The sequence below is a fragment of the Streptomyces sp. RLB3-17 genome (assembly GCF_007113425.2).
Taxonomy (GTDB): Bacteria; Actinomycetota; Actinomycetes; order Streptomycetales; family Streptomycetaceae; genus Streptomyces; species Streptomyces mirabilis_D.
The window spans coordinates 1,339,077-1,362,178 of the sequence record NZ_CP041610.2; the positions used below are offsets into that span (position 1 = coordinate 1,339,077).

Annotated in this window: 21 protein-coding genes and 2 pseudogenes; 8 read left to right on the forward strand and 15 right to left on the reverse strand. The window is 68.2% G+C overall.

The window, feature by feature from the left end; all coding sequences use genetic code 11:
* Positions 1 to 119: 119 nt before the first annotated feature.
* Together FNV62_RS06355 and FNV62_RS06360 are read left to right on the forward strand one after the other, a co-directional pair.
* Positions 120 to 1,328: a glycosyltransferase 87 family protein gene (locus FNV62_RS06355; RefSeq protein WP_225900172.1), complete on the forward strand. Its 1,209-nt coding sequence runs from the start codon at positions 120 to 122 to the stop codon at positions 1,326 to 1,328.
* The gene (locus tag FNV62_RS06360; RefSeq protein WP_225900173.1) at positions 1,316 to 1,855 is read left to right on the forward strand and encodes a transposase; all 540 of its coding nucleotides are present in this window, start codon (positions 1,316 to 1,318) and stop codon (positions 1,853 to 1,855) included. Before FNV62_RS06355 ends, FNV62_RS06360 begins: the two co-directional genes overlap by 13 nt.
* Before the next feature lie 143 nt (positions 1,856 to 1,998).
* Here the strand turns inward: FNV62_RS06360 and FNV62_RS06365 are convergent.
* The 4 genes and pseudogenes from FNV62_RS06365 to FNV62_RS06380 all read right to left on the reverse strand — a co-directional run bounded on the left by FNV62_RS06365 (position 1,999) and on the right by FNV62_RS06380 (position 5,690).
* Positions 1,999 to 3,409: pseudogene (locus tag FNV62_RS06365) on the reverse strand (ISKra4 family transposase).
* Positions 3,410 to 3,495: 86 nt separating this feature from the next.
* Positions 3,496 to 3,948 (reverse strand): ATP-binding protein, encoded by a 453-nt coding sequence (locus tag FNV62_RS06370; protein ID WP_413083818.1) that lies wholly within the window; start codon positions 3,946 to 3,948, stop codon positions 3,496 to 3,498.
* A gap of 513 nt (positions 3,949 to 4,461) precedes the next feature.
* Positions 4,462 to 4,905: a DUF6262 family protein gene (locus FNV62_RS06375; protein WP_144314800.1), complete on the reverse strand. Its 444-nt coding sequence runs from the start codon at positions 4,903 to 4,905 to the stop codon at positions 4,462 to 4,464.
* Positions 4,902 to 5,690, reverse strand: coding sequence for a tyrosine-type recombinase/integrase (locus FNV62_RS06380; protein WP_318658499.1), 789 nt, complete (start codon positions 5,688 to 5,690; stop codon positions 4,902 to 4,904). Before FNV62_RS06380 ends, FNV62_RS06375 begins: the two co-directional genes overlap by 4 nt.
* On the opposite strand from FNV62_RS06380, the gene FNV62_RS06385 reads away from it, so the two are divergent.
* Together FNV62_RS06385 and FNV62_RS06390 are read left to right on the forward strand one after the other, a co-directional pair.
* A complete protein-coding gene (locus tag FNV62_RS06385) occupies positions 5,589 to 5,888 on the forward strand; it encodes a transposase (protein WP_144314801.1) in 300 nt (99 codons plus the stop codon). The genes FNV62_RS06380 and FNV62_RS06385 overlap by 102 nt on opposite strands.
* Entirely contained in the window at positions 5,885 to 6,772 is an 888-nt protein-coding gene (locus tag FNV62_RS06390; protein ID WP_144314802.1) for an IS3 family transposase, read from the forward strand. Before FNV62_RS06385 ends, FNV62_RS06390 begins: the two co-directional genes overlap by 4 nt.
* A 17-nt stretch (positions 6,773 to 6,789) precedes the next feature.
* Here FNV62_RS06390 and FNV62_RS06395 read toward each other — a convergent pair whose 3' ends face one another.
* From FNV62_RS06395 to FNV62_RS06415, 5 genes are all read right to left on the reverse strand, one after another.
* Positions 6,790 to 6,981, reverse strand: a complete 192-nt coding sequence (locus FNV62_RS06395; RefSeq protein WP_225900174.1) for a hypothetical protein — start codon at positions 6,979 to 6,981, stop codon at positions 6,790 to 6,792.
* Between the two features lie 66 nt (positions 6,982 to 7,047).
* Positions 7,048 to 7,737, reverse strand: coding sequence for a DUF4328 domain-containing protein (locus tag FNV62_RS06400; protein WP_164657612.1), 690 nt, complete (start codon positions 7,735 to 7,737; stop codon positions 7,048 to 7,050).
* Between the two features lie 370 nt (positions 7,738 to 8,107).
* Entirely contained in the window at positions 8,108 to 8,515 is a 408-nt protein-coding gene (locus tag FNV62_RS57905) for a barstar family protein (protein ID WP_097282995.1), read from the reverse strand.
* 6 nt (positions 8,516 to 8,521) lie between these two features.
* Positions 8,522 to 11,245, reverse strand: coding sequence for a polymorphic toxin-type HINT domain-containing protein (locus FNV62_RS06410; protein ID WP_144314804.1), 2,724 nt, complete (start codon positions 11,243 to 11,245; stop codon positions 8,522 to 8,524).
* A gap of 384 nt (positions 11,246 to 11,629) precedes the next feature.
* Positions 11,630 to 11,839 carry a hypothetical protein gene (locus FNV62_RS06415; protein ID WP_144314805.1) on the reverse strand — a complete coding sequence of 70 codons (210 nt, stop codon included), beginning with the start codon at positions 11,837 to 11,839 and terminating at the stop codon, positions 11,630 to 11,632.
* 167 nt (positions 11,840 to 12,006) lie between these two features.
* Between FNV62_RS06415 and FNV62_RS06420 the strand changes: the two genes are divergently transcribed.
* Positions 12,007 to 13,395 carry an IS1380 family transposase gene (locus FNV62_RS06420; protein ID WP_144314448.1) on the forward strand — a complete coding sequence of 463 codons (1,389 nt, stop codon included), beginning with the start codon at positions 12,007 to 12,009 and terminating at the stop codon, positions 13,393 to 13,395.
* Positions 13,396 to 13,536: 141 nt separating this feature from the next.
* On the opposite strand, the gene FNV62_RS06425 is transcribed toward FNV62_RS06420, so the two are convergent.
* Positions 13,537 to 14,469 carry a hypothetical protein gene (locus tag FNV62_RS06425; protein WP_144314806.1) on the reverse strand — a complete coding sequence of 311 codons (933 nt, stop codon included), beginning with the start codon at positions 14,467 to 14,469 and terminating at the stop codon, positions 13,537 to 13,539.
* Positions 14,470 to 14,637: 168 nt separating this feature from the next.
* Here FNV62_RS06425 and FNV62_RS06430 point away from each other — a divergent pair, with 168 nt between their 5' ends.
* Positions 14,638 to 15,357: a hypothetical protein gene (locus FNV62_RS06430; protein WP_144314807.1), complete on the forward strand. Its 720-nt coding sequence runs from the start codon at positions 14,638 to 14,640 to the stop codon at positions 15,355 to 15,357.
* Between the two features lie 528 nt (positions 15,358 to 15,885).
* Complete coding sequence (locus FNV62_RS06435) at positions 15,886 to 18,051, forward strand: P-loop NTPase fold protein (RefSeq protein ID WP_164657613.1); 2,166 nt, start codon at positions 15,886 to 15,888, stop codon at positions 18,049 to 18,051.
* 468 nt (positions 18,052 to 18,519) lie between these two features.
* Here the strand turns inward: FNV62_RS06435 and FNV62_RS06440 are convergent.
* Positions 18,520 to 18,819: pseudogene (locus FNV62_RS06440) on the reverse strand (transcriptional regulator); the annotation flags it as partial.
* Positions 18,820 to 19,181: 362 nt separating this feature from the next.
* On the opposite strand from FNV62_RS06440, the gene FNV62_RS06445 reads away from it, so the two are divergent.
* Positions 19,182 to 19,340, forward strand: coding sequence for a hypothetical protein (locus tag FNV62_RS06445; protein ID WP_225900175.1), 159 nt, complete (start codon positions 19,182 to 19,184; stop codon positions 19,338 to 19,340).
* Between the two features lie 339 nt (positions 19,341 to 19,679).
* Here the strand turns inward: FNV62_RS06445 and FNV62_RS06450 are convergent, their stop codons facing one another.
* The 4 genes from FNV62_RS06450 to FNV62_RS06465 all read right to left on the reverse strand — a co-directional run bounded on the left by FNV62_RS06450 (position 19,680) and on the right by FNV62_RS06465 (position 23,100).
* On the reverse strand, positions 19,680 to 20,678 hold the full coding sequence (locus tag FNV62_RS06450; protein WP_144316303.1) for a YdcF family protein: 999 nt from the start codon (positions 20,676 to 20,678) through the stop codon (positions 19,680 to 19,682).
* A 302-nt stretch (positions 20,679 to 20,980) separates the two neighbouring features.
* Positions 20,981 to 21,721 carry a hypothetical protein gene (locus FNV62_RS57010; protein WP_164657614.1) on the reverse strand — a complete coding sequence of 247 codons (741 nt, stop codon included), beginning with the start codon at positions 21,719 to 21,721 and terminating at the stop codon, positions 20,981 to 20,983.
* A 234-nt stretch (positions 21,722 to 21,955) separates the two neighbouring features.
* A complete protein-coding gene (locus tag FNV62_RS06460; protein ID WP_144314810.1) occupies positions 21,956 to 22,597 on the reverse strand; it encodes a hypothetical protein in 642 nt (213 codons plus the stop codon).
* A 137-nt stretch (positions 22,598 to 22,734) separates the two neighbouring features.
* On the reverse strand, positions 22,735 to 23,100 hold the full coding sequence (locus FNV62_RS06465) for a helix-turn-helix domain-containing protein (protein ID WP_144314811.1): 366 nt from the start codon (positions 23,098 to 23,100) through the stop codon (positions 22,735 to 22,737).
* Positions 23,101 to 23,102: the final 2 nt, after the last annotated feature.

The following is a 23,102-nucleotide window of genomic DNA, read 5'->3' on the forward strand; positions in this document are numbered from 1 at the left end:
TCACCTTTATGCGGGCCGACACCGGCAGTCTGACCGGTATAAGGCGGTTGGCGGAGAGGCCCCGAAACGTGACGGTGCGGTGGCGTGGAACGGTGACCGCGGGTCGCTCAAGGACATGGATGCCGGTGCTGGCCTGGGCGGTGACGCGAGCCGTACTGCTGCTGACGCTCTTCGGCGCCCTGCGCTTCCCTGGTGACGACGTCCGCCCCGACGTGGTCGTCATCTACCACGGCTGGTACGAACGGCTGCTGACCGGCAGCTTTCCGGTCGGCGACGTCACCTGGCAGTACCCGCCCGCTGCGGCGGCGGCCTTCCTCGCCCCGGCACTGCTGCCGTTCCTGACTTACTCGCACGCCTTCTACCTGCTCGCCTGCGCCGCCGACGCGACGGTCCTGGCGATGCTGCTGCGGGCCGGGCGGGCCCACGGCCGGGACCTGGCCGGCGCCTGGCTGTGGGTCGCCGGGTTCGCCGTGCTCGGCCCGCTGGCCCTGGCCCGCTACGACGTGATGGTCACCGCCCTCGCGGTCGCCGCCCTGCTGGCCGCCGCACGGCACCCCCGGGTGGCGGGCGCGCTGGCCGGGATCGGCGCGCTCGTCAAGGTCTGGCCGGTACTCGTGCTCGCCGGTGCGCGGCCGGGCGGCACGACCCGCCGCTCCTGGGGGGCGGCGCTGGTCACCACCGTCGGCGTCAGCGCCGCGTTCCTGGCGTTCACCCGGGGTCCGTTCGCGTTCCTCACCGAGCAGCGTCAGCGCGGCGTCGAGATCGAGTCGCTGGGCGCCCTGCCGTTCCATGTCCTGCGCTGGCTCGGTCTGTGGCACGGCGCCTCCCGGCTGCACTACGGGTCGTACGAGTTCCTTGGCCCGTATGTGCCCACCGCGGCCCGGATCGCACTGGCCGGCGCGGTGCTGGCCTTCTGCTGGCTAATCTGGTGGCGGGTACGCGCCCGCACTTTCAGCGACGTTGTGGTGTACGACGCGGCGTTCGCCGCGGTGCTGGTCTTCGTCACCACCAGCCGGGTGATCAGCCCGCAGTACCTGATCTGGCTGCTCGGCCTCGGCGCGCTCTGCCTGACCAGCCGCTCCACCGTCCAGCGCTGGCCTGTGCTGCTCATCCTGGCCGCGTGCTTCTTCACGGTGCTCGAATTCCCCGTCGGCTTCGGCCAGGTCGTGCGGAGCAATCTGCCGGGCATAGTCGTCCTGCTGATCCGCGACGGGCTGCTGCTGGTGGCGACGGTCTCGGCCTGCCGCCGGCTCTGGCGCAGTACGGCCTCACGGCCGGAAGCCACGTCTGACTACGCGGCGTCCTGCTGGAGAAGGTGCCGCTGCTGACCCGCGCGCTGACCAACAGCTTCACCGCTCACCATGCGTTCATGGTCGCGGCGATGCTGCGGGCGATCGACCAGGCAGACGCCCGGATCGCTCAACTGAGCCAGGAGATCGCTCGTCAACTGCAGCCGCTGCAGCGCCAGGCCGAGCTGCTGGCCACGATCCCCGGCGTCAGCCTGGTCCTGGCTCAGGTGATCTTCGCGGAGATCGGGGTGGACATGAGCAGGTTCGCTACCGCCGGCCACCTCGCCTCCTGGGCGGGGATGTGCCCGGGCAACAACGAGTCCGCCGGCAAACGAATGTCCGGCCGGACCCGGCACGGCGACACCTGGCTCAAGACTGCTTTGTACATGGCCGGTTCAAGCGCCGCCCGGATGAAGCGCACCTACCTCGGCGCCCAGTTCCGTAGGCTGGTGCCACATCGCGGCGTGAAACGGGCGACCGTCGCGGTCAGGCACTCCATGTACATACCCGGCCGTCTGCGCACGGCGGCATCGAACTCGAGCACCTCGATGTTGGCCGCGTCATAGGAATGGTCCGTCACGACCACACGCTATCGGCCTGACAGGCCCATCTGAAGGTGCGCTGGAAGGCGGAAGTGCCTCGGGAGACCTGCACGTGGGGCGGGAGTATCGGCTACTTTGGCGGGTCAGTCCGTTCGATCAGCGCCATATCAGGCCGTGAGTTGGTAGTTGTGCTGGTCGGGGGTTGGGTAGAGGCGTTCGTGCTCGCGTGCGAGGTGGTATCGCCAGTAGGCGTCGAAGTCGCCGTTGTCGATGAGAGCGCGGAGCTTGAGGACGGCTTCGGCGCCGTCCAGGCCGCAGCGGCTGCCGGTGATGTCGAGGCGGTCGCCGATCAAGTGGCGGCGGGCGCCTTCGATCGGGCCGGTGGCGATCGGCCAGCCCGCGCTGAGCGCGGTGTCATAACGGAGGTGGTCGAGGTGGCCGGTGAGGTAGCGGACGCAGGCGTCTGCTCCCTCGCGCCGGGTTCCGCGCAGCCCTGTCTGATCGGCCTGAGCGGTGATCTCGGTGGCGGCGCGGGCGGCCTGGCCGTGGAGGATCGTGGTGAGGTGGCTGGCGACCCAGGCTTCGGTTTCGGGCGTGCCCACCTTGTGGAAGCAGTGTGCCGCGCCCCAGACGTACTCGGCCACGTGGACGAAGTCGAGCAGGACGTGCACTTCGAGGTGGCGCCGGCCGGCTTCGGTCTGGATCAGCTCGAGCTGGTGGCGGGCCCCGTCGGGCTTGGGCCTGGTCGAACGCGGCGGCGATCACGTGCTCGGGCGGAGCGATCACGTCGTGGGGCCTGCGCGGAACGGGATCGGTGTCAAAGACGCAGGCCAGGGTGGCCATTCGTTTGCGGTGTGGCTTTTCGCCCGGTGCCAGCCGGGTGCGCAGAGCGCGCCTCTTCCTCTGGTGCGCTTTGAATGTCGCGGGCCGCAGGGCCTCGGGGCGCATCACGACGCCCTTGCCGTCGACCTGAAGGACGAGCGCGGTGGCGGCGGTCGACGGGAGAGGGGCCTTGTCCTGGTAGAAGGCGTCGATGTCGGCTGCCGCGGCGACGACGAGCTGCTCGGCCTGCCGGTTGCCTAGGACTTTCCCGCAGCTGCGGTCGATCGCTTCTTTGGCCTGGTCGTAGGAGCCGCGGACGGCTTCGAGGACGGCGATGCGACGCAGGCCGTGGGAGTGCAAGCGCGCGGGCAGCGAAAGCTCCGCGTCGGCCGGGTGCACGCTGGTTTGGCCCTTGCCCCGCCAGGCGCACCGCGTCACGGTGACCGTGCCGAACACGCAAGCCAGCAAGCGGGAGTGACCCACCTCGCGATGCGGGCGGACCTGCCCGTCCGCACCACGGACCGCCCTGTCTGTTGTCTGTCGAATCTGTTCCCGCTCCCGCTTCTCCCGCAGATCGAGGTGGCTCTGGAAGAGCAGCCGCAGCAGCTCACGGCCTTGAAGCCCGATGAGGTCTTCGAGTGCGTGATGGGACAGCGCGGCCGACTCCGGGCCGGCCAACGCGCCTTTCAGGCGGTCGAAGGCCCTTGTCGCGGCAGTAAATGGATCGATGGCATCGAAGGCGTCGTAGGGTTCCACCGGCTCTTCTTTCTGTCGGCGACGCGTGAATCGTGACCCAGTTCCGACGGGTGAAAAGTGACCCCCACTGCGTCAGTTGATGTTGGTCATTCCCCGGTGTTGGCCGCGGGAACCCGTCCGAGGTCGCGGCCGCGCATGCGGTAGCTGTCGCCCTTCAACGAGATGACCTCGGCGTGGTGGACGAGGCGGTCGATCATCGCGGCGGCGACCGTGTCGTCACCGAAGACCTCGCCCCAGCGTCCGAAGGGCTTGTTGCTGGTCACGATCACCGAGGCGCGTTCGTAGCGGCCCGAGATGAACTGGAAGAACAGGTTCGCCGCCTCGGGTTCGAAGGGGATGTAACCCACTTCGTCGACCACGATCAGCGGGATCCGGCCCAGCCGCGTCAACTCGTCGCTCAGGCGGCCGGCTTGGTGGGCCTCGGCGAGGCGGGTGACCCACTGGGCGGCGGTGGCGAAGGCGACCCGGTGGCCGGCCTGGCAGGCCCGGATGCCGAGCCCGGTGGCGAGGTGGGTCTTGCCGGTCCCGGGCGTTATCAACGGTTCGGTCTCTGCTGACAGATGATCTCCCAGTTCAGGACATTCCTTCAATCGATGAATCGTTCGCCGTGGTCCGGATGCCGGGGGTGGAGCCGGGACTGCCGGACATGGAAGAATCGCCGTGTGACTGCGACCAGAAAGGACCATGCCGCGTAGGCGGCCTGGCAAGGTTCGTGCCGGCCTTCCGTTCCGGTGCCGATCTCATCCACGAACCTCGGTTATCCGTGGGCTGTCGCCGTATGCCCTGGCAGTGATCGCCCGGCTTGAGTGGACGCGGGATGATCTGTGGCCCGGCAAGGTGAGTGCGGCACTGCGGATGTGGCGAGGGTTCGTCCGCCATCCCTATCGTCGCCTGTGGGTGGAGTATCCCGACGGCGGCTGCGGGATCTTTGAGTGCTGTGGTTCGCCATGGGAGGCCAGGCAGCTCCTGGAGACCGTCATGACGTCGATGTCCGAGCGCAGTTCCCGCGAGCTGCGTCGGCTTGTCGACCGTCTTGATGAGATGTGTTGACGTCAGCAGGGCCCGATTACGTGAGCTTGCGTCGGTGTGATGTCTGCGCCGCGGCGGGCGAGTTCACGTCGGAGGTCGAGGTTCTCGCCGTGGGCCTGTTCGAGTGCGTCCCGCAGAGCCTGTACTTCCTCTCGGTGCTGTTGCTTCAGGCGGGTGATCTGACCGGTCAGCGCGAGGACGAGGGTGCTCTGCTCGTCGGCCGGAGGCGCCGGTGTGGCCGGACGGGCCTGGGCCCGCAGACGTTCGATGCGTCCGCGCAGGTCAGGGTGGTTATAGAGGAAGGCATGGGAGACGTCGGCCTCGCGCTGGACGGCCTGGAAGGTGATCGGCTCGCCGCGCTTGACCAATGTTCGGATCGCCTTCTCCGCCGCCTCCGTCTTGGCCTGGGACTTTGCCTTCGCGGCGGCGGCCAGGGTCTGGGTGCGCTTGGTGCGTGGGTCGGTCATGGCCGGGTCCTTCGGTGACGGTCGAGGTCGAGGGTGAGAGCGACGGGGCCGGTAGTGGCGGCTCCGCAGCCGGCGCCCTGGACTGCCTGGCCGGGCTTGGTGCGGATGGTGTCCAGCAGCTTGGTGAGGGCTGCGTGCTCGGCCCGCCGTTGGAGGAGCCAGATGTTGTCCTCGGGCATCGGGCGGCCGTGCTGTTCCTGGAAGGCGGTGGTGGTGCGGATGATCAGGGCCTCTGTCTCGGCCAGTTGCCGCTCCAGGGCGGGCTGGTGCGAGGCGTCGGTGACGAAGACCGAGCAGGTCAGGCAGGCATTTCCCTTGTCGCAGGTCTGCAGGGGCGGCAGCATGCACCAGCCGTGGGGCAGGAACCGGTCGGCCCGGTTGAACAGGTGCATGCTGTCGTGGTCGTCGCGGGAGAAGGTGACGTGGGTGCCGTCCGCCCGCAGCTTGGTGGTGGCCAGGAATGCCTGCTCGGCGTGTTCCTCGCGGGCGGCGACGTAGTGCATGGACATCGACGGGGTGGCGTGTCCGGCATAGCGCATCAACACATGGACGGGCAGGCCGAGTTCGGCGAGCCTGGTCAGCTGGGTATGACGGAAGCGGTGGGTGTGGCTCAGGCTGAACCTTCCCCTTGATCGTGGACACCTGGAGACTGGGACCTGAGGTTCCAGAGGAAGTAGCGCCAGGTGGGAAGCAAATACACGAAGCGGTACACCGAGGAGTTCAAGCGGGACGCGATCGCGCTCGTCGACTCTTCGGGCAAGACGGTCACGGCGGTCGCCCGGGATCTCGGCATCAGCTCCGAGTCCCTGCGCGGCTGGTATCGCCGGGCCAAGGCAGATCGGGGCGAGGGAGCCCCGGGTGAGCTCACCACGGCCGAGCGTGAGGAGCTCAGGCGGCTGCGTCGGCAGAACATCGAACAGGCCAAGACGATCGAGGTGCTGCGAAAAGCCGCGGTCTTCTTCGCGAAGGAGAGCGCTCGGTGAACGACACGTACGCGTTCATCGAGGCGGAGAAGACCACCCACGGCGTCGCTTTCCTCTGCAGGCTGCTGAAGGTGGCCCGCTCCTCCTTCTACGCCTGGCTCGCCGCGGCCAGGACCCGAACGGTCCGCAAGGCCGCCGACGAGGCCCTGGTACACGAGATCACCGTCATCCACGTCGGCTCACGCCAGACCTACGGCGTCCCGCGCATCCATGCCGAAATGCGGCGTCTGGGGCAGCGCGTGAACCGCAAGCGGGTCGCCCGCCTGATGCGCGAGCACGGTATTCAGGGAGCCCATCGCCGCAGGCGGCGGTCGCTGACCCGGCCGGACAAGAAGGCGAAGCCGGCTCCGGACCTGATCGGCCGCGATTTCCACGCCGAGATCCCCGGCACGAAGCTGGTCGGCGACATCACCTGCCTCCCGACCGCCGAGGGCTGGCTCTACCTCGCCTGCTGGCTGGACCTGGCCACCCGCGAGGTCGTCGGCTACTCGATGGCCGACCACCACCGCGCAGACCTGGTCGTGGATGCCCTGAAGATGGCCGCCGGCCGTGGGCGGCTCCGGCCCGGCTGCATAGCGCATTCGGACCGCGGCAGCGAATACACCAGCAGCCAATTCCGCTGTGAAATACGCGAGTTGAACCTCCGACAAAGCTGCGGACGCACCGGATCATGCTTCGACAACGCCGCCGCGGAGAGTTTCTGGGCCCTGCTCAAGGAAGAGATCGGCACCAGAGTCTGGCCCGACCGGGCCACCGCCCGCGCCGACGTTTCCGACTTCATCGAGACGTTCTATAACCGCCGCCGACTGCGCAAGCACAAGGTCTTCGGCTACCTCACCCCAGCCGAGACCCGGCAACGGCACCAACACGGCCTCGCAGCATAGAGATCAAGTGTCCAAGATCACGGGGAAGCTTCATCGTTGAGATAGACCTGCATGTAGTGCTGGCCGACAGGTTCGAGGTCGAGCCGCTGGACAACTACAAATCGCCAAGTCAGGCTCATGTCGGCCAGCAGATCGTGCAGATGTTCGTCAGACGGGTCGTCCCATGACGTCCCGTCCCACTCAATCGCCCGCAGTACCGGTGTTGCCATGAGGGCGACTGTACTGGCCGATCATGCTGCGGACATCAGCGGACAGCCGCTTATGAAACGCACCCTCTAGGCGGCGGCGACCGGTCCCGGGGTCGCTTCGGTGTGCTGCTGCATCGCCGTCAGCTTTCTTACGAAGGCGATGGCGAGGAGTGCGGCCGTGAGGTTCAACGCATCGGCGATCATGGTCACGTCAGCGGCGCGCTGGAGGGTTTCGGGGCTCCCGGCCTGGGACTGCATGGTGGAACCGATCCGGGCCATCACCAGGGCTGCGGTCCAGGCGGCCCACCACAGCCCTACGGGCCGCTGGGAGACCTCGCGCCACGATCTGTCCGGTGCGTTCTGCGCGCTCGCAGTCCAGATCTCGCGGGCGATCGTGAACGGAATCCACAGGTTGCCGATCGGGATGAACCAGCCGCCGATGGCCCAGCCCCGGCTCCGCGTGCACACGTCCTGCGCGAACATGTCCGCGTTGCAGCGGACCCGGTAGAACCAGACGACGAACACGACGGCGGTGGCGAGGATCCCGATCAGTTGGAGGTTCCCGGCCAGCTTGTACAGGTCGTCGGCGCCGGCGATGTCGTCGGCGCTGCGGTTGAGCAGATCACCGCTCACACTGTGCATCCGCATCCCCGCGTACAGGGCGAACAGGTCGGCTGCGGCGACCAGGCCGAGCAACACGCTCGTGGCTGTGGCGAGTCCGCGCGGCGAGCGAAGGAGCGTCTGCGGCGGCGGTATGTCGAAAGGCTGAGACAACAACGCTGGAACCCCCAAGGGAATCAAGAATCCCGCAAACCGTTCAGCGGGGTGCTGCAGGATCGCATTTCATACTGCGTGTTCCGACCCAACCCATTCCGTGATCGGCCCAGTAGAGCGTCCGGGGACCGAACTCCTTACCGGCCGTGAAAAGTAACTGCCGGTACCGGATCCTCGGACGACGGCCGCGTAAGTCCGTAAGGCCCGTCTGGACGGAGAAGCTCCACTGTGGTGCGGGCTCAGGAAACACCCGCACCACAGGATCTCAACCTGCCACCCTGAGGGGTGATCAAATCGGTCGATGGTCACCCATCGTATAACCGTCGAAGGCGCCATCATCGGAGTAGTTCTGGGCTTGGATTCGACGTGAGAACTACTCTCTTGAAACGAAGACGCGAACCTGTTTCGGCTGTCCCGCTGTAAACGTCCGATCAGCTAGAGACTCGGCGACTTCAGCCAGGACCGAGCACGCATCCTCAAATTCCTCGGGAGACCCCTCGAAGAAGCGCGATGAGTCTTCCCAGATGATCGCGATTTTCTGATCATCGGTTGACTGGATCCCGCCCCACAGAGAATCTGAAAGCGCGTCCAAGCTACGCGAGCTTACCACCGGAGGATCCAACGGAAGTGCTGCGCGAACGGCATTGAAGAATGCCGCGCGACCTGAGCCGTCAGCAGTGGTTATGGAGTACACACGATACCCCTGCTGGGCGATACTGCTCGCAAGAGAGCACATTTCATCGCCACGGACCCACGTAAGCCCTGACTCGAAATCATTCATGCCCGATCACCGAACCTGAACAAATGCCGGGTCTCCGGAATCGCCGTAGTGCGTCCATGTGTAGTACGTCTCACCCGTCTGATCGTTGCGAACCACGCGAAGGGCGCCGGCCCCGGAGGTGCCGGGAGGCGGCTCTACACGATACTCGCGGTAGGGAGAGTTGGCCCCCTGTCCACCGGGCAACTTCCCCTCTCGATTTTGGAATGGAATACCCCATCGCCTCGCAGTCGGACCAGTGGGGACTGTTCCCGCGTCAATATGACTCAAAGTGCGACCAAGAGCAGCCTCTTCCGTTGGAGGAAGAGACCCGGGAGCAATTCGCGCAACGGTCGGACATGGGGTGGTGGAATTGTGCACCAGGACCGGTGTCTCGCCCGCCAGCACATAGTACGTGTGGAGGTCGTCGACGGTGAGGTTGTAGGTGCGGGTGTGCTGATCGAAGGCGCGGTTGGCCTTGACCCGCACGGTGGTGCGGTGAGTGCTGAGGAGTGTGGTGCCGGGGGTGAGGTCGCGGGCTTTGACCCACTGATGTGCTGAGGGGTTCCAGAAGGGGTGTTCGTAGGTGGCGGTGAGTTTGCGGGGGCCGTCAGGGGTGGTGATGGTGAGTTCATCGAAGTGCTTGTCGCCATCGGTGATGATGAGACGGCTGACCTTGCGGGCTGCGGTGCGGCCCGTGGCCGGGTCAGTAGCCAGGACGGTGTCACCCGGGTGGATCGTCTCGATACGCCGCGTGCCGCTGTCGGCCATGAGGACCTTGGTGCCGGCCGGGAAGCACTGGGCGCATCCCGGCACGTACCGCTTGAGGCGCAAGTCCTGCAGCGCGTCCATACCTCGTTCGAGGAGCTTGAACTTGGACCTGAGGGTGACGTCCTCGGCGAGTTGGAGGCAGGCCACGGGGTCCCCGCCCTTGCAGGCGTCGAGTTGTCCAAGGCCCAGGAGGTCCTTCTCGAAGGTCCACGCCTGCCTGCCCGCGGCATCGGCGGCGGGGCCCATGGTGGAGAGCTCGCAGAGGACCTCGTTGTGCTGGCACCAGCGGGCCGGGTGTTCGCGGGGCTCACAGCCGAGCATGCCGCAGCGGTAGCGTCGTACTTCGCCTTGGCTTCCGGTGTCCTTCTCGGCGGCCTTGCGTTCGGCTTCCTTCTTCTCCACGGCTGCCTGGAAGGCGTCCTTGAAGGCCTGGTCGGCGGCTTTGGAGTCCTTGCCGGCGGCGGTGGCGGAGGCGCGGGCTTGGTCGCCTGCGGTGTAGGCGGCGGTGGCGGATGCCTGGGCCCACTGGGCGGAGCCGGCGGCGTCGACGGCGGAGGTGGCCGCGTCGCTCGCGGACTTGTCGGCGGAGGCGGCGGCCTTGGCCGCGGTGTGGGCGGAGGCGGCTGCCTGGTCGGCGGAGGCCTGCGCGTCCTTGGCGGACTGGGTGGCCTGGTCGGCGTAGCCCTTGGCCTGTTTGCCGGATGCGTCGGCCTTCTTCGCCCAGTCGGCGGCCTGCTGTGCTGCCTTGGCGGCGGTGGCGGCGGCCTTGTGGGCGTCGGCGGCGTTCTGCTGGGCGGTGGCCGCGGTGCCGGCGGCGTCCGCGATCAGCTGGGCGATCTGCGCGGTGTGGGTGGCGCCGAGGAAGTCCTGGCGCTGGGCCTTGTACTGGCCGACCTGGATGAACTGGTCCAGCAGGTCGTCGGGGCCTTCCAGGGCGATGTGCGCTGCGGACTTGAGGTCGGGGCCGCCGCTGTCGATCAGCTGGGCCGCGCGGACCCGTTCGTCCTGGGTACGGGCCTGGTATTGCCCGGTGGTGATGAACTGCCTGAATTTCTGCGGGTCGTCGGAGTCCAGCGCGGCCCGGCCGGTCTCATGCACCACCGGTCCGCCGGCGTCGATGATCTGGGCGATGGCGACGCGGAAGTCCTGGGCCCCGGCCTCGTACTGCCCGGTGGCCAGGAACGCGGAGACCTGGTCGTCGCTGCCCTTGAGGGCTTCCTCGGCGGCGGTGCGCACCGAGGCCAGGGAGCTTTCCTGGGCCAGGGTCTGTACTTGGTAGCGGTCGTCCTGGTGGGCGGCTTGTGTGCGGCGGGTGGTGAGGTAGTCGACGACGTCCTGGTCGCTGCCGGTGAGGGCCACCTCGGCTGCGCCTCTGCTCCAGGGTCTGCCGGTCTGCATGGTCGCCAGCGCAATCTTGCGACCGGCCGGGGCGAGGGCCTTGGGGTCGGCTCCGGGCTGTGTGGCCTGCGTCGCCAGGGTTTTGGCCTGGGTGTCGGTGTCCTTGACCTGCTGGGCGGCTGCCGTGTCGGCGGCTGTCTGCTGGTCCTGCTGGGCCTTGAGGTCTTTCGCCTGGGCGATGCCGGCGTTGGTGCGTTCGGTCAGCTCCTCCGTCTCGATCTTGACGGCGGTGTTGTGGGTCTTCTTGGCCTTGTCGACGGCCGCGGTGGCCGCGTCGGCTGCGGCCTGGGCGGCCTTGGCATGGGCCGCGGACTGGGCAGCGGCGGTGGCCGCCTGCCCGGCGTGGGCTGCCGCGTCATCGGCGTCCTTGGCGGCGTTCTCCGCATGCGTGGCCGCCGCGTTGGCAGCGTCCCGGGCGTCGCTGGCCGCACCGGCCGATTCTGCGGCCAGTGATGCGGCCGCGTTGGCGGCGCGGTTGGCTCGACCCGGTGGTCCTGGCCCTGGAAGATCTCGGGTTCCCGCCTCGATCAGGTCCAGATCTGACCAAAGGCGTTCCAGGCGCCGACTGAAAGGGCTGCGAACCAACGGCGACGTTCTGCGCGGTTCTCGAATCCGAAGAACGGCGAGTACAGGTTTCCTACGGCCTCACGAGGCTCATGAACGGCAGTACCGGCTGATTTCGGCGACCTGGACAAGCGGCTTAAGCCACTGGCGGACGTGTGGTGCCCAGGGGCCGGCAAGTCGAGGCGGACTTGCACGATCTTCGGTGCGAGTCAATGGTCCACTCCGTCCAGTTGTTGGCTGCCGGGACGGAGGCCACGCCCGAGGCTCCGGCCACGCTGGTGCTCAGGGCGGTGAGGTGGCGGCGCGTCCGGCGCTGACGAGGGCTCGGGTGTAGTGCGGGGTTCCCGAGGTCGGCCTTCCACAAGCTGGCGTGCTCGGCCGCCCGCCGCTCGTCGATTGTGCCGGTCATCCTGCGTCATTCCCCTCCACGAACGTTGCGGGGGAGTCGGCTCTGTCCAGCTGTGGACGCTTCTCCCGCGCATCGACGATGAACATCGCCCAGGTGGTGTCCTGGCGGAACTTGAAGTCGGAGACAACACGGTCAGCGTTGACCAGGCTCCCGAGGATGCCGCCGAGGCCCGGCATCAGGTGATTGCCGAGGGCGCTGAGGGACATACTGCCGATGGTGCGCAACAGCGCGGGCCGGTGGTCTCGCCTCAGCCTGGATCCACCGGCTTGATGTCTGTGGACAGTTTCTCGGGGAACGAAGAAGTGCCTTGTGACCTGCGATGATGGGGTTTCTCTAGGACCACATCAGGCGCGATCAGCAAGGCACTTCCGAGATGCAATCTTCCCATGCCGCAGCGGCGGTCTCATCCGCGTTCGACGACCCGAACCTAATCGCGTACGGCGGCCTGGAGCCGGTGGTGCGGTTGGCCGAGCGGTGCGGTCTGCCCGCACTGGTCGGGGAGTACATCCGTCTGCCGGCCTCGAAGGACGGCACCGGTGCCTTCCCCGCGGCGAAAGTGATGTCGCTGGTGGGCGGCATGGTCGCGGGCGCCGACAGCATCGATGACATGCACCGGCTACGGCACGGCGCGATGGGCCGCCTGTTCTCCGGTGTGCGGGCCCCGTCCACGCTGGGGTCGTTTCTGCGTTCCTTCACGCACGGGCATGTGAAGCAATTGCACGCCGTGGCCCGCCGGTTCCTTCCCGAACTGGCCCGTCACGCCCCGCTGCTGCCCGGCGCGGACCAGGTCGCCTACGTGGACATCGATGACACCATCCGCCGCACCTACGGCTACGCCAAGCAGGGCACCGGTTACGGATACAGCAAGGTCAAGGGCCTGAACGCGCTGCTCGGCATCGTCTCCACACCCCTGGCCGCCCCGGTGATCGCCGCCACGAGGCTGCGCAAGGGACCATCGAACTCCGCGCGCGGGGCGGCAGCGTTCGTCGCCGAGACCATCCGCACCGCCCGCGCCTGCGGCGCGAATGGCCTGCTGGTGATGCGCGCGGACTCGGCGTTCTACGGCGCCGATGTCGTCAACTCCTGCCGGGCGCTGGGCGCGCGGTTCTCCATCACCGTGCGGATGAACGCTTCCGTCAAGGCCGCCATCGCCCGCATCGATGAGGACGCCTGGATGCCGATCAAGTACCCCAAGGCGGTCTGGGACGAGGAGGGCCAGTGCTGGATCTCCGACGCCGAGATAGCCGAGACCGGCTACACCGCCTTCACTTCCAAGCCGAAGAAGCAGCAGGTCACCGCCCGTCTGATCGTGCGCCGCGTCAAACGCCTGAGCACTGGCACCGTCCCCGCCGGACAGGGCACGCTGTTTGACACCTGGCGCTACCACGCCGCGTTCACCGACTCCCCGCTCTCCTTGAACGATGCCGAGCGTGATCACCGACGGCACGCTGTCGTCGAGCAGGTGATCGCGGATGTCAAGAACAGCGCCTTCGCCCACGCACCCTCCGGGCATTTCCAGGCCAATGCCGCGTGGCTCGCCCTGGCCGCCCTGGCGCACAACCTGACCCGCGCCGCTGGCGCACTGGCCGGCACGTTCCATGCCAGAGCGACCACCGCCACCATCCGTGACCACCTGATCAACGTGCCCGCCCGCCTGGCCCGCTCCGCCCGCCGCCTCACCCTGCACCTGCCCGAACGCTGGCCCTGGAGCACGGACTTCACCCAGCTCTTCAGCATCGTGCACGCGCCACCAGCCCCCTGACACTCCCCGACCGACCTGCCCGAAAGGGCCCGAGAACTGCGGAAAAGTGGAAAGGCTGGGCAGACCAGCGGCCGCCCCACGCCCGAATCCGCAACTCAGCCCCGACACGCCCTGCACGACCCCGAACCGATCACACCACAATCAAGCCGGTGGATCCGGGCTCAGGGCCTCAAGCGTGACATCCGCAACCTGCTGTTCCACTTCGGCGACGAGTGCTGCGGCGCTGCCCTGGGATGACGGGGCGCCCGCGAGGACATCCCGCAGCTCGTGAATACGCCTGTCCTTGCGAAGGTCAAGGACGTACTCGTGGAAGGGGCCTTGAGAAGTCAAGGCTTCGGTGCTGCGCAGGTGAAGGAGCTCTTCGACAGCAGCAACCTTGTGTTGTTCGAACTGCATTGCGTCGGGCTCGCCGGACTCGTCGTGTTCGGTCGTCTGCCACAAGTCAAGGAGAACGGCTGAGCCAGAATTGACGATGTAGTCCATCGGGCCCAGCTGGAGAGCATCGGCGACCACCCACTCAGACATCTGCTGAACGTCCGCCCACGGCCCCATCCATGGAATGGTCGCTCCCTTGAGGGGCCGCAGGTCGCACGAGTTGCCGGCGGCTTGCATAGCCCCCGACAAATGATCTTGCAAGGGATGGTGCTGGCTCCAACGGTTGGCGTACTGAGGATGCGTGCTGATACGCCTCCTCGAGTACGCCGGCCGCTCCGGATGGCCCCGTGGTCTGGCGAGCTGCTTCCAGAGCATGCTGCTCACGTCCCCAGCTACTTCCCCGGCTGTTCTCGCAAGCTCCGCGTCATCGGAGACGAACTTCACGAAGTTCAGGTCCTGCATGTCCATCGGGCAGTGGCGACGGTCAAGAAACCATAGTTCGTCGTAGCAGAGCATCAGCCCGATCGCGTTCTCCAGCACTGCGTTCGGCTCGTTCGATCCGTACACGTCGTGGCGGTTTGCCCAGTCGTAGAAGGCGGGTGCATAGGTGCCTAGGAAGGCGCGCCGCCTCCCCCTTGCCGATGCCGTAGGACGTCCTCCGGGAGCCCCGCCAGTACTCGGTTTGCTCTCCTCGCTCATTACCACTCCCCCTCAGAATCACTCTCAGGCAACCTGCCTCGTATAAGGGAATTTAGACGAAGCAGCACCTCAGCATGGAAGTACGCCGACGTGATCAGTGTCCCCGCTTCACGGACCCGGGATGGTGCTGGTATCGCTGGACCCGTTCGTAGGACCAGACTGGCCATCATGGACCTCTCCGACATCACCGCCCTCGGCGTCGCCTGGATTGGTGCCGCCGTGAGCCTGGGCGGCGTGTACCTGAACCGCGCGTCGCTGAAAGACGGCCGCCGCATCCGAAGCGAAGATCAGAAGGAGGCGCTGGCCAACAAGTTGAACGACGGCTTCATGGCTCTGCACAAGGTCGTCCTTGACAGGCCGGAGGATCCGGCGGCGGGCAGCGATACATCCGCGGCCTTGGAGCGCCGATTGAGCGAAGCCCTCATCCAGACGCACAGCAGCGTCCAGTTGGTCCCGGACAGGGAGACGCGTAGCCGTCTGAGCGACGTGCTCACCGTCGTCGATGCCTCGGACAACACGTTCGTTCCGGTGTCGTCCTGGGCGATGCGGCAGGCTCTGCAGCATGCGGTGGAGTGCGTCGGTGCCTGGCGCAACGGCCAGCCGCTTCCTGTGCCCAACCAAGGGTGCGGGGACGCCGAGCGCGCATTGTGGCATCAGTGGGATTTCGACGGTACAAGCCATCGAGAGTTGTTCAGGTCAGAGCCAGCAAACCAGCCGTGGTGGCGCAGGCTTGTGCACCGTGGAGGGCAACGTGAGCTTGCTCCGGGGCGCCGCCGGCCCGCAGTTCCTCGTCGTCGAGAAGCACGGCGGTCAGGGCCTTCGAGGCCGCCGCACTCCCGGACGCAAGACTCGCCAGATCTCCGCGACGGCCCCGGCCTTGGGGGATAGAGGAATCATGGTCAGCGGTACCGCTGACCATGATTCTCCTCGCGCACGGGCAGTGACGTCGGCCATCACCATCAGCGACCAAGCCTCCTGCTCCTACGAATCCGCGTAAGTCCTGTCGGGCGGTGGCGAACTCCACCGCAACGCGCACGGCGCCGGCCTCACCAACCTCCTGCACGGCGCTGCCCCCGCGCTGCTTTCGCCCTCCACACTGCGGCCTCTGCTGCCCGACCTCACCTATGAGCAGTGGGCTCGGATCGACGCGGCCGCGGTCGCCCAGGACAGCCGGGCGCGCGAGGACCTCACCGGCGCCAACGGCGACGAACGCGACCTGGCGGACCGCCGACGCCTCGGAGAGAGCACCAAACTGGTCACACCCGGAGGCGCCCAGACGGCGGCCGCGAACGGCATGGCAGCCGCTCGGGTTCATGACGGTGTCCCCGCGAAGGCCCCAGGCGAGGAAGCCTGGGGCCGCCGCACGTCGGTACGAGAGTGGGCCGCAGAGCGGCGGGGTACGCCATGATGTCCGGCATGCCTTCCCTGTCGTTGTTCAGCGATGACCCCGTCGACGGATCGCCCTCTGCTCCTGATCTGCTAGGCCGCCGAAGCTACGCGCGCGAGGCAGCAGCTCTTGTGCGCAGCGTCCGCACGCAGAGCGACTCAAGCGTGCTGGCGCTGATCGGAGCATGGGGGGCCGGGAAGTCGTCCGTGCTGACGATGACGATGGACGCGCTGCGCGAGGAACCGGCTGAGACAGAGCACTGGCTGATTGCAGAGATCAACCCGTGGTTGTACCCAGACCTGGAATCGCTGACGGCGGGGCTGTTCGCGGAGATCCGCGCCGCATTGCCTAAGAACAAGCGGTGGTCGACGGCGAGGGAGAACCTGGGGAAGTTCGCCCAGGAGATAGCCCCGCTGGGCAGCCTGACGGGTCTCCCTGGTGTGAACGCCTCGGGGGCTATGAAGGTCATAGGCAAGCGCATCGCGGGCGAGACCAGTGCGACGGCGACGAAGCGCAAAGTCGAGGCCGTTCTGCGCGAGGCCGACACTCCCATCTTGGTCGTGATGGACGACCTGGACCGCCTCACTCCCGACGAGTTGCTCCTAGTCTTCAAGCTCGTGCGGCTGATCGGGCGCCTGCCCAATGTGCACTACCTGCTCAGCTACGACGAGCACACACTGCTCGATGTGCTCACACGCAGCGACCTGGTTGGCGGCGACGTCTCGCGAGCCCGAGAGTTCCTGGAGAAGATCGTGCAAGTCCGCCTCGACTTGCCGGCTTTCCGCGAACAAGAGGCGCTCGTTCTGATGAATATGTATGTCGCCGCGCTCCTTGAGCGCCATGAGCGGCAGTTGACGCCGACGGACATGTCCCGACTCGGCGAAGCGTATGCGTCGTATCTGCAGCAGCGTCTGCAGACGCCGCGGTCGATCAAGCGGTTCATGTGCCAGGTCGACGCGAGCCTCGGCTCAGTCGTTGATGACGTGGACCTCGTCGACTTCATGCTGGTGACGTTCCTGCGAACCATGGAACCCGGCGTGTACGCGATGATCAAGCGGCACCGCGCGGAACTGACAGGCACCACCTACACGCCCGGGCACCACACACCGCTTGATGTGCTGAAGCTCTGGCAAGACCGCGTCCAGCGCGCCAATGTCGCGGACGAACACATCGACAGCGTAATCGGCCTGCTCGGAATGCTCTTCAGCCCGGTAGCCAACGTGCTGGAGAGTTGGCAGGCAACCGCCGCGGGCGACGCGGAACGGCGCCACGGCATCGGCAGCAGCGACTACTTCGATCGCTACACCTCCTTCCGTGTGCCGGACGACGACCTCTCGGAAGCCGCGTTCGACCGCGCCGTCCAGCAGATCATCAGCGGACAGACCGCAGACGAGGCAACTGCCCTGGCCGAGCGGCTGCGCACTGATACCCACCGCGTGATACGCCGCCTCGAACAGCGCCTCCCACTGGCTGCCACCGAATCCGAGGCACTGTTGGCGCTGCTTGCCGACGAGTACGGCAACGCCCAGGGCCCCGCCGAGGCCTTCGGCCTGCTCCGGCCCGAGTCAGCCGTCCAGCACCTCGCGCGGCGCGTCCTGGCCGACCTGCCAAGCGAGCAGCGCCCTGAGGCACTGGCCCGCATGGCCCAGACCCCAGACGGCGGCGTGCTCGCCGTCCAGACCCTCCGCAACACCATCTACCCCGCAGAGCAGCAGCCTGGCGACCTCACCACAGACGCGAACCTGGCCGACTGGGCCCGCGCAGCCCGCGACGTCCTGGCCACGCACCTTGCCCACCACCTGCTGCCCGCGGCACAACACGGCGCCGACCAGCTCACACCCCTAGAGCGCGAACTGCTTCTCGCCTGGACGATGCTTGCCCCGCAACAGGCAGGTGAATGGACTCGCAAGCGCCTGGACAATCAGGACTGGGAACTCCTCGCTCTGCTCGTCAGCCTGACGCCCCGCCAGCTCATGAACGGGATGCCTCTCCTGAGTCCCGTAGACCTCGACCGGTTCAACGTCCTCATCGGGCTCGATCGCATCATGGCCCAACTCGCGCCCCAGATCGACGCCGCCCCGCCCCAGCTACCGCTCTCCACCACCCTCGCAACCCCGGACCTGCACCAGCAGCACATCCTCAGTGCCCTCCGCCGATACCGCGACCAAAACCCGCAGCAGCCAACGGCCCTCTGACCGGCGGGCGGCTTGTCCGTCCAGCGTCGCGCGCGGCCCCGCCGTCGCGCGCGAGCAACACCGGCGGCGCCCGATCCCCTCGCCCGCCGCCCAGGACCTGTCCCACCCACCCACTTCTCTGTTCTTCCTGCTGTGGGGCGTGGTCCGGGGGCGTAGAGGGGATGTCTGCCTCCCCACCACGGCAGGACCAGGCGTGGTGGCCTGCGGGTTCGCGGGCGGGTGCGGGAGTGGGTGCGGACGGTTGTCGGCCGGGTTATCGGAGGGGATTCCAGCCCGGTCCACGGAGGCGTTGTCGCTTCGTGACCGTGGTCGGGGTTCTGGTGGGGGCCAGCTGCTGCTGTGACCAGTACGCGCGGCGCCGGGCAGGACGGCGCCGCACCGTACGAGAAGCGAGCAGACCATGACGATCGGCGTGGACGTGGGCAGCGGAGACCAGCTGGCGCTGGGCGTGCCGTCGACGTGCACGACTCCGGCGGCGAAGGCCATGTTCACGTCGATGCCCACCAGGTTCCGGCGAAGGCATTCGGCGTCGGTGAGCGGGCGCGCCCAGTCGTACGCCTCCTCCACCAGGACCTCGGCCGGGGTGCGGTGGTGGAAGCGCGGCAGGTCGGCGAGCAGCGGGTGCCCGTCCGGGGCCTCGCACGGCGCGCAGTCCACCGGCTCCTTCCCCAGCGAGCCGGGGTTGTGCTCGGAGTGCCGCTTGCCTGTCGCGTCCGCTTCGGAGGCCCGGGTCGGCGGGTGCAGGGCGGTCATCAGCTCCAGGCCGGAAGGAAGTCGGCAGAGCCCTGCCGGCGGACTACAAGCAGATCGTCGACGCTTACGCGCCGGTGCAGATCAACGGGCACCTCTACCTCCACCATCCGGCATCTGCATGGTTCAACCTGGCCGAGCGCATACGTTCGACGTCGGCCACCTGGGCAAAGAGTTCATGGGAGTCCTACGTCACTGAGCCGGAGGACGACCCTCGCGTCTTCTGCAACCTCCCGCAGCTCAGCTTTGGAACCGCCGAGGGCCTGATCCCCCTCGCCTCCACCGACCAGGGGGCCGTGATCTTCGGGGCTACCCAAGTTCACGGGATTTCCATGGGCGTAGTAGTCCAGGGCTCAGAAGGTGACTGGGTGGGACACGCGATGACCTTCGCAGAATGGCTGTACCGGTACCTGGTCGGCGGGGAGATGACCGGCTGGGACAGCGCGGTCTTCTACCCCGGCCCTGTTCTGCTGGAATACCTGCCCACAGGGCCGGGTCAGCGCATGTGGGAGACGTACGGACCGGAGCGCGGAATGTGAACCGCACACCAACCGAGACACCTTCTAAGACGCGCGGGGTCGTCGGTCGCCACTGGTACAGCCCAACTCCTTAAGGAATTCGGTGAGGAGGCTGTCGCCAGCAGAGCGTCGCTATCATCGGCACCTTCGACGGCCGCATCCTGGCCGGAGAAGTCATTCCCAGTCCCGATGACTTCAATGCAGAGCAGATCGTCCACGAAGCTCTCAGATACCATCCGATCGCGCTGTGACCTGCAAGCTCCGTCAGCCAGCGGCCACCCCCGCTGTTCGGCGCGGGCGCGGGTTGCTGGCGAAGCCACGCCGACCCTGCTGCCCGGGGCGGCACGCGCGACGGGTGCCTCAGCGCTGGAAGACCGCTGTCGCCACAGGCACCGCCAGCAGCAGGCTGAGCCCGATCAGGGGCAGCCGGTCCAACCACAGGACGGCGGCGAACTCACGCAGGGTCGCGGAGAGCCAGTACGCGGGAGAGGTCGGCGCCCCCACGACGTGGACAAGGACGCCGGAGCGACAGGCCAGCAGGGCCGTGCGGTAGACGTGGAAGCCGCTGGTGACCACCGTGGCACGGTGCCCGGAAGCGGTGCGGTCCATGAGAGCCGCGCTGAAGCGGAGGTTCTGCCCGGTGTTCACGGAGCGGTCCTCCCGCACGATCCGGTCGGCAGCCACCCCGCGTGCGCGCAGGTAGTCGGCCATGGCGTCCGCCTCGGAGCGCACCTCGTCGTCGCCCCGGCCGCCCGAGACGACGAACACCACACCGTCTGCGTCCGGTGCGCCGGCGTCGTCGACCGCGAGGGCCCGCTCCAGCCTGCGGCGCAGCAGCGGACCGGGCCGGTCGCCATTGAGCCCGGCGCCCAGGACGACGACATGGGTGGTCTCCGGCGGCGGGGTGCTGCGGCCCCGGACGAACACGTAGACGGTGAAGGCGAGGAAGAGCAGGCTGAGGTATCCGGCGGCCGCGTTCACCGCCACCATGAGGGCACCCGCCACCTCGCCCCCGGCAGTCTGGACGACCGCGTCGAGGCCGAGCACCGCCAGCAGGGCGCAGCCGGCGGCGCCGGTGGCCAGCAGGGACGCCTGCGGTCCGTAGCGCCGGACCAGGACGATGCTGTCGACCAGCAGGAGCAGGCCCAGCGCGAGGGTCATGAGCAGGGCGGCGACGGCGAGCACGGTCACGACGGTGGGGTGAGTCTCCGCACTGCGGGCGGCCTCGCCGAGCCCAGCCGACGTCACCGCGAGGCAGAACAGGACAGCGGTGGAGAACCGGTGCGGCGCCAGCACGGCATGGACGACGCCGCCCACGGCGAACACCGCCGCGGCAACGTACTCCGGGTACTCCGGCACGTCCCCCACCACTCCGCTCTCCCGCCCGCCGGGCCCGACCCCGTCCGCCCGTCGCCGCCTGCGCATTTCCGGACCCGCGGAGCGCTGCGGGGCCCGGTGCGGACGCCGCCGGACATCCTCGCAGACCCGTCGGGGCGCGCCGTACGCGGGTGCGGTGCCTTCGACACCTGAGCGTGGCCCCCTCGTCAACACCCGAGGACGCTTGAAGACGCCACCGCAGCCGCGTAGAGGCGGGTGTAACGGACCGCGGCCTTGAAGGTGAGGCCGAATAGTTCGCAGATCATGCGGGTGTCCCCGGCGGCCTAGGCTTCGTCGACGAGGCGGTCGGCGCGCAGGAGGTGGCTGGAGGAGGGGTAGCGGCGGTAGAGCCAGGGCCGGCTGACAGGCGTGGTGGAGATCGCGGTGCGACGGGTGAGGAACAGGTGGGGGTTGGCGGTGCGGGGCCAGGTCGCGGTGCGGTGGGCGAGGTAGGCGCTCAGACGGATTCTGACCGGGTCGGCGAGCAGGACGGTGCGATCCGGCAGGTGGAGCCGGCTCTGGTCGAGGTCGCGCAGGCTGTCGAGGGTGAGGGTGCGGATCTCGGTGGTGCGCAGGGCGTGGAAGGCGAGCAGGGCGGTAACGGCGGCGCGGGACGGGTCGGGTGAAGTGAGGGCCTCACGGATCGGGTCGAGGTCGGCCGGCAGCGGGATGCCGCGGTGGAGGGTGCCGACGCGCAGGTGGACGGCGGGGTTGCTCGGTGCGCCGTGGTGGGTGTGCAGGAAGGTGAACACGGTGCGCAGGGCGGAGGCAGTGTCGGTGTAGTCGTTGCCCACAAGGTGGCAGGCGTCCAGTTCCTGCCGGAGCTGGGCGGCACTGACGTGGGTGAGGTCACTCACGCCGACCGCGGCAAGGCGGGCCAGGACGGGAAGGGCGAACTGCAGGTGGTGGCGCATGGTGGCCGGGGAGCGGGCCGGGCTGCGGGGCGGGGTGCTCCGGCCGTGCAGGCGGGTGGTGAACCAGTGGGCGAGCTGGCGGCCCATGGGCTGGGGCAGGGCGGCTGTCATACGGGCGAACCAGACGTCGATGGTCTGCGGCAGGTCGTCCTCGAGGAAGCCGTGAGCGGTGAGGAACTCGCGGAGCAGGTGGGATGCGAGGTTTTTGCCTGACAGGTGCTGGAGCAGGCTGGCCGGAACGGGGCCGCCGGGGGTGTCCTGGGTGGCCAGTAGGATCCGCAGGCCCCGCCGTCCGCGGGTCAGCGTCGAGGGCGTCCAGCCGCGGGATCGCCCCCAGGCGGCCAGTTACGCCTGCAGCCAGCCGGCGAGCACGGGATCGAGCGGCACCCCGGTGGAGGCCGTCACCAGGCGCGGCGGCGGCTCGAACAGGACCAACTGCCGGTGGCTGAACGGCACCAGAACGGCTGCCGGCAGCGCGGCGGCAGGATCTGTGCCGTCGCCCACCGGCTCCGGCCCGGACCCGGCACCCACGCGTGCGGGTGTGGGGCGGCGTTCCTGGGGGCGGGTGTTGGCGATGGACAGCTGCACCCAGCCGCTGTCGACGGCCTGTTCGTAGGAGGCGTGGGGATTTCCCGTCGCACGGCGCAGCCGGGCCCGTTGCTGCCAGCACATCCAGCAGGCCCGGTCCCGGTTGAGGGCGACAGTGCGCCGGCACCACGCGCACGGGCCGCCCGGCCCGTGTCTGGAGAACTTGCGGTGCCAGTCCAGGCAGCCCCAGCACCGCCACCGCGAGGCCGCACTGGTCCCCCAGGCGTAGCAGTCCGGACACGCATCCCGGCGGTCAGGTGAGAAGGGGTGGCAGCCGGTGCACAGGCCCTGGTGGAAGAAGAAGCCGCTGCGGCCGCAGACCGTGCACGGGGGCGGGGTGTGCGGGCCGCCGGGCAGGCAGACGAAACAGACGTCGATGCGCGGGACGGTGAAGGCCACCGGCCGCACCCCGCAACCGGGACACACGCGGGGCCGGCCCCGGCTGCGCACGAACTCCCGTGCGTCCTTGGGCTGCTGATCTCCTGTCGCCGACGGGATCGGCTGGGTGGGTGAGGGCAGGGTGGGGTGCACGGGGCTCAGACCGGTGGTATCGAGGGCCGTGTGCGGCCGCCGGCCGGCCGTGGGAGCCGCCGGCTGTTGTTCCATGCCCAGGTCTCGCCGATGGTCTCGGCGGCGGGCACGGGTGGTGGGGTCCGGGGCGGGGTGGTGGGGTCGCCGGGTGCGGGGTCCAGGACGAGGAGGCCGGCTGCGTCGCAGCCCAGGACGCGGCAGATGATGTCGAGGTCGTCGAGCCGGATCGATACGGGTGCCACGGCGGTGGACCACAGGGCGGACATCTTGCCCGCGCTGATGGGCAGTCCGGCCTGGGCCAGCAGGCGGCGCATCTCGACGGCTTTGAACACGCCGCGTTCGGCTGCCCGCAGCCGCAGTTGCCACCGCATGG

Excerpts from the sequence above, each read along its gene's own strand:
- FNV62_RS06355 (WP_225900172.1), top strand. The coding sequence starts at position 120 with ATGCCGGTGCTGGCCTGGGCGGTGACGCGAGCCGTACTGCTGCTGACG.
- FNV62_RS06375 (WP_144314800.1), bottom strand. The coding sequence starts at position 4,905 with ATGACCGACCCACGCACCAAGCGCACCCAGACCCTGGCCGCCGCCGCG.
- FNV62_RS06395 (WP_225900174.1), bottom strand. The coding sequence starts at position 6,981 with ATGGCAACACCGGTACTGCGGGCGATTGAGTGGGACGGGACGTCATGG.
- FNV62_RS57905 (WP_097282995.1), bottom strand. The coding sequence starts at position 8,515 with ATGAATGATTTCGAGTCAGGGCTTACGTGGGTCCGTGGCGATGAAATG.
- FNV62_RS06415 (WP_144314805.1), bottom strand. The coding sequence starts at position 11,839 with ATGTCCCTCAGCGCCCTCGGCAATCACCTGATGCCGGGCCTCGGCGGC.
- FNV62_RS06420 (WP_144314448.1), top strand. The coding sequence starts at position 12,007 with ATGCAATCTTCCCATGCCGCAGCGGCGGTCTCATCCGCGTTCGACGAC.
- FNV62_RS06425 (WP_144314806.1), bottom strand. The coding sequence starts at position 14,469 with ATGAGCGAGGAGAGCAAACCGAGTACTGGCGGGGCTCCCGGAGGACGT.
- FNV62_RS06430 (WP_144314807.1), top strand. The coding sequence starts at position 14,638 with ATGGACCTCTCCGACATCACCGCCCTCGGCGTCGCCTGGATTGGTGCC.
- FNV62_RS06435 (WP_164657613.1), top strand. The coding sequence starts at position 15,886 with ATGCCTTCCCTGTCGTTGTTCAGCGATGACCCCGTCGACGGATCGCCC.
- FNV62_RS06445 (WP_225900175.1), top strand. The coding sequence starts at position 19,182 with ATGACCTTCGCAGAATGGCTGTACCGGTACCTGGTCGGCGGGGAGATG.
- FNV62_RS57010 (WP_164657614.1), bottom strand. The coding sequence starts at position 21,721 with ATGACAGCCGCCCTGCCCCAGCCCATGGGCCGCCAGCTCGCCCACTGG.
- FNV62_RS06465 (WP_144314811.1), bottom strand. The coding sequence starts at position 23,100 with ATGCGGTGGCAACTGCGGCTGCGGGCAGCCGAACGCGGCGTGTTCAAA.